Below are 2,615 nucleotides of genomic sequence, written 5' to 3' on the forward strand. Positions count from 1 at the left end.
CCCCGCCCGGTCCGCCACCCCGGCCCGCAACCCGCGGGACGCCGGGCGCCGGGGCCGTCGGCCGGCGGGTCCGCGCGCCAGGGTCGGCAGGGCGTGAACGGCCGGCACCGGACCCTGTGGGTCCGGTACGGGTCCCCTCGTCCCACCTGCGCAGATTGTGGGCTCCGGCCCCCCGATGCGCCGGATGGTGCGACCATAGGGCATGCTGTGGAACAGGACGGCGAGGCGAGGGGATAGATGAGCGCGGAGTTCGGCGGTCGGACCGGCAGGCAGGGCAAACTCACCCAGTGGCTGCGCGGACGCCGACCGAAACCGGCAGCTGACGAAGGCGGCCGCGAGGCCCTGCTGCTCGCCGCGGCCGGTGCGGGACTGCCCCTCGCGCCCGCCGCCCACCCGGCCGGATACCGCTGCTCCTGCGACCGCGTCGGCTGTCCCACCCCGGCCCGGCACCCGGTGTCCTTCGCCTGGCAGACGCAGTCCACGACGGACCGCGCCCAGATCGAGCGCTGGGCCCGACATCAGCCGCAGGCCAACTTCATCACCGCGACCGGCATGGTGCACGACGTCCTCGACGTGCCCCTCGATGCCGGTCGCGAGGCGTTGGAGCGGCTGCTCGCCGCCGGGGTCGAGGTGGGTCCCGTCGCCGAGAGCGACGACGGCCGGATGCTGTTCTTCACCCTCACCCGCGGCACACCCGAGGACGAGGACGAGTGGTGGCCGTGCGAGCTGGACTGCCATCCCGAGACCATGGACGAGCATCCGGGACTGCGCTGGCACTGCCGCGGGTCCTACGTCCTGGTACCGCCCGCCCGGCTGCCCGGTGACGACGGCCGGTCCGTGCACTGGGTACGCGGCCCCGAGCATCCGCTGCCGGAGCCGCTCAGCCTGCTGGAAACCCTCACCGACGCGTGCGCCCGGCACGTCGGCGCCCAGTCCGACCAGGCCCACACCGCCTGGCCCCTGCGCCGCTGACCCCACCGGCCACCGGCCCACGCCCCACCGCACGCCCCGCATCACCGCACGGCATGGCCCGCGCCCCACCGCACTTCAGCACGGCCGTCACGCCCCACCGCACGACCCGCATCACCGTACGGCATGGCCCGCGCCCCACCGCACTTCAGCTCGGCCCGGTCGCGCCCCACCGCACGACCCGCATCACCGTACGGCATGGCCCGCGCCCCACCGCACTTCAGCTCGGCCCGGTCGCGCCCCACCGCACGACCCGCATCACCGTACGGCATGGCCCGCGCCCCACCGCACTTCAGCTCGGCCCGGTCGCGCCCCACGGCCCGGCCCGCCCCACCGCACGGCATGCCCCCACGCCGCACCACCGCACGGCCACGCGCAGCCGCCGCCCCCCGGCCACTGCCGGCCCCGCTCTACTCCCCCTTGGCCGACGTCAGCCCCTGGGTCCGCCCCAGGACGCGCACCGCGGCCTCCGCCGCGTCGCCGGCCGGGGTCAGGGCCGCCCCGTTGGAGAGGAACTCCATCGTGAGGGACTGCCCGATGTCACCCGTGGTCAGCGCGAGGACGTTCTTGTTCGGGGTCGGTACGGACGTCCCGGCCGCCGCCGTCTGCTTCTCGAAGTGCCGCGTGGTGAAGAACACCAGCGCCCCGCCGTCCCGGGTGCGCAGCGCCAGCGGCGCGTAGTCGCCGTTCGTCACCGGCTCGTCGATGTACTGGGTGGCCAGTCCCGGCCGCGCGGCCTGCTTGGTGCGCACCGACCGCCACCCGCTGGTGTGCGGGCCCTCGGCGAACGCGTCCCCGCCGTCCTTCAGGTACGTGGCGTACTGCCGGCCCAACTCGCCCGGCGGTACGGCCAGATCGGTGGAGTTGGCGGGGACGGCCTCGGCCCAGCCGTCGGCGTCGGTCTTGAACTCCGGTACGGCGTCCGGGGCGACCAGCGTGAGGTAGGCGGCCTGCCAGGTGTCGTCCACGCCGTCCCGGGTGAACACCAGCAGCCAGCGGTTGTCGCCGCCCTTGTTGCCGGCCGCGTCGGCGACGAACCAGCGGGGCCAGCCCGCCTTCTTGGGGATGGTGAAGCGCGCGTCCGACAGCCGCAGCGGCGTGTGCTGCGGGTTGCCGTCCGGGTTGTTGGCCCGCCCCGCCTTCAGCCGTGCCGCGTCGATGTCGGCGAGCGCGCCGGTGGTGTACTCGGCGTCCAGGGAGCCGTCGAACGCCTTGTCCGCCTTGTTGTAGGCGGTGGTGAAATCCTGGAGGGCCTTCGCGGCCTCGTCCTGGGTGGTGGCCGGGCGCACCTCCCGCTCGCCGTGCACGACGACGCACCCGCTCGCCGTCAGCGACAACACGGTCACCGAGGCCGCCAGCAACACGCTCCGGTCCAGCCCGCGGAGCCTTCGAAGGCCGAGATCCCTGCTCATCCGGTTCCTTCACCTTCCCCTTCCCGGAGGCGAACCCTACCGGGGCGGCCGGGGGTGCGAACGCCGGGACCGGCGACAGCGGCCACACCGTGACATCCCGCACCCGGCCGCCCCGGTGGAGCCCCCGCCCCGCCGCCTGGAAGCCCCCGCCCCGCCGCCTGGGAGCCCCAGCCCTACCGCCTGGAAGCCCCCGCCCCGCCGCCCGGGAGCCGTCGCCCCGCCGCCCGGGAGCCG

2 protein-coding genes and 1 pseudogene are annotated in these 2,615 nt (G+C 75.3%); 1 reads left to right on the forward strand and 2 read right to left on the reverse strand.

Annotation, left to right across the window (positions count from 1 at the left end; translation table 11 throughout):
- Positions 1-237 precede the first annotated feature (237 nt).
- Positions 238-972, forward strand: coding sequence for a bifunctional DNA primase/polymerase (locus G3I53_RS15100; protein ID WP_164333833.1), 735 nt, complete (start codon positions 238-240; stop codon positions 970-972).
- 407 nt (positions 973-1,379) lie between these two features.
- On the opposite strand, the gene G3I53_RS15105 is transcribed toward G3I53_RS15100, so the two are convergent.
- Complete coding sequence (locus G3I53_RS15105) at positions 1,380-2,381, reverse strand: hypothetical protein (protein ID WP_164337591.1); 1,002 nt, start codon at positions 2,379-2,381, stop codon at positions 1,380-1,382.
- Positions 2,344-2,475 (reverse strand): annotated as a pseudogene (locus G3I53_RS34555) (iron transporter); the annotation flags it as partial. The gene G3I53_RS15105 and the pseudogene G3I53_RS34555, both read right to left, overlap by 38 nt.
- Positions 2,476-2,615: the final 140 nt, after the last annotated feature.

It is taken from the genome of Streptomyces sp. SID14436 (assembly GCF_010548465.1).
Classification (GTDB): Bacteria; Actinomycetota; Actinomycetes; order Streptomycetales; family Streptomycetaceae; genus Streptomyces.